The 2,648-nt window shown below is 54.2% G+C and carries 1 rRNA gene; it reads left to right on the forward strand.

The annotated features are described in order from the left end of the window. Positions 1 to 2,644, forward strand: a 23S ribosomal RNA gene (locus tag ACFQZG_RS27515); the annotation flags it as partial. Positions 2,645 to 2,648 lie beyond the last annotated feature (4 nt).

Consider the following 2,648-nt stretch of genomic DNA (forward strand, 5'->3'; position numbering starts at 1 on the left):
CTCCGAGACGGATCCCGAGTACCGCGAGACACGTGAAACCTCGTGGGAATCCGGCAGGACCATCTGCCAAGGCTAAATACTCCCTGGCGACCGATAGTGAAGCAGTACCGTGAGGGAAAGGTGAAAAGCACCGCGGGAGCGGAGTGAAAAAGAACCTGAAACCGTGCGCTTACAAGAAGTCAGAGCCCGATCTAGGGGTGATGGCGTGCCTTTTGTAGAATGAACCGGCGAGTTACGTTCACGTGCAAGGTTAAGCTGAGAAGGCGGAGCCGAAGCGAAAGCGAGTCTGAATAGGGCGCTTAAGTACGTGGTCGTAGACCCGAAACCGTGTGATCTACCCCTGTGCAGGGTGAAGGTGAGGTAATACTCACTGGAGGCCCGAACTCGTGAGCGTTGAAAAGCTCTGGGATGACGTGGGGGTAGGGGAGAAATTCCAATCGAACTCGGAGATAGCTGGTTCTCCCCGAAATAGCTTTAGGGCTAGCCTCGAGGTTGAGCATCATGGAGGTAGAGCACTGATTGGGTGCGGGGCCCGCCAAGGGTTACCAAGTCCAGTCAAACTCCGAATGCCATGTATGTATACTCGGGAGTCAGACGGCGAGTGCTAAGATCCGTCGTCAAGAGGGAAAGAGCCCAGATCATCAGCTAAGGTCCCTAAGTGTGTGTTAAGTGGGAAAGGATGTGGAGTTGCGAAGACAACCAGGATGTTGGCTTAGAAGCAGCCACCATTTAAAGAGTGCGTAATAGCTCACTGGTCGAGTGACTCTGCGCCGAAAATGTAACGGGGCTAAACACACCACCGAAGCTATGGCATGTCGTAGCATTCACTTTGTTCTGGTCACAGCACCGGGACATTTCGTCAGAATCAACCGCTAAGGTTGTTCAAAGATTCTGACCAAATGCCCTCGCTAAGCATACCAGCATGAAGTGAATGCTACGACTTGGGTAGGGGAGCGTTGAATGCGGGTTGAAGTCAGACCGTAAGGACTGGTGGACTGCATTCAAGTGAGAATGCCGGTATGAGTAACGAAAAGACAAGTGAGAATCTTGTCCGCCGAAAGCCTAAGGGTTCCTGGGGAAGGTTCGTCCGCCCAGGGTAAGTCGGGACCTAAGGCGAGGCCGAAAGGCGTAGTCGAAGGACAACAGGTTGAAATTCCTGTACCACCGTAATCCGTTACGAGCGATGGGGGGACGCAGGAGGGCAATGACGCAGACTGATGGAATAGTCTGTCTAAGCAGTGAGAGGTGTGTGTAGGCAAATCCGCACACTATAACCTCAAGCTGTGATGGGGAGGGAAAATTACAGTACCGAAGGTCATGCACCCACGCTGCCAAGAAAAGCCTCTAGCCAGGAGAAGGTGCCCGTACCGCAAACCGACACAGGTAGGCGAGATGAAAATTCTAAGGCGCGCGGAAGAACTCTCGTTAAGGAACTCGGCAAAATGACCCCGTAACTTCGGGAGAAGGGGTGCCCCGGTAGTGTGAATAGCACGAGGGGGCCGCAGTGAAGAGGCCCAAGCGACTGTTTAGCAAAAACACAGGTCTGTGCGAAGCCGTAAGGCGAAGTATACGGGCTGACGCCTGCCCGGTGCTGGAAGGTTAAGGGGAGTGGTTAGGGGCAACCCGAAGCTATGAACCGAAGCCCCAGTAAACGGCGGCCGTAACTATAACGGTCCTAAGGTAGCGAAATTCCTTGTCAGGTAAATTCTGACCCGCACGAATGGCGTAACGATCTTGGGCGCTGTCTCAACGAGAGATCCGGTGAAATTTTAGTACCTGTGAAGATGCAGGTTACCCGCGACGTGACGGAAAGACCCCATGGAGCTTTACTGTAACTTGATATTGAACTTTGGTACGGTCTGTACAGGATAGGTGGGAGCCATTGAAGCGTGAGCGCAAGCTTACGTGGAGGCGCCGTTGGGATACCACCCTGATCGTATCGGAGTTCTAACCTGTCGCCATGAAGCTGGCGAAGGGACCGTGTCAGGTGGACAGTTTGACTGGGGCGGTCGCCTCCTAAAGAGTAACGGAGGCGCCCTAAGGTTCCCTCAGAATGGTTGGAAATCATTCGTAGAGTGCAAAGGCATAAGGGAGCTTGACTGCGAGACCTACAAGTCGAGCAGGGACGAAAGTCGGGCTTAGTGATCCGGTGGTACCGAATGGAAGGGCCATCGCTCAACGGATAAAAGCTACCCTGGGGATAACAGGCTTATCTCCCCCAAGAGTCCACATCGACGGGGAGGTTTGGCACCTCGATGTCGGCTCATCGCATCCTGGGGCTGAAGTAGGTCCCAAGGGTTGGGCTGTTCGCCCATTAAAGCGGTACGCGAGCTGGGTTCAGAACGTCGTGAGACAGTTCGGTCCCTATCTGTCGCGGGCGTAGGAAATTTGAGAGGGGCTGTCCTTAGTACGAGAGGACCGGGATGGACGCACCGCTGGTGTACCAGTTGTTCCGCCAGGAGCACCGCTGGGTAGCCAAGTGCGGAAGGGATAAGCGCTGAAAGCATCTAAGCGCGAAGCCTGCCTCAAGATGAGATTTCCCAATTCGTAAGACCCCTTGAAGAACACGAGGTTGATAGGCTCGGGGTGGAAGCGCGGCAACGCGTGCAGCTGACGAGTACTAATCGGTCGAGGGCTTATCCTAATGA

Source organism: Cohnella sp. GCM10027633, assembly GCF_042675445.1.
GTDB lineage: Bacteria > Bacillota > Bacilli > Paenibacillales > Paenibacillaceae > Cohnella.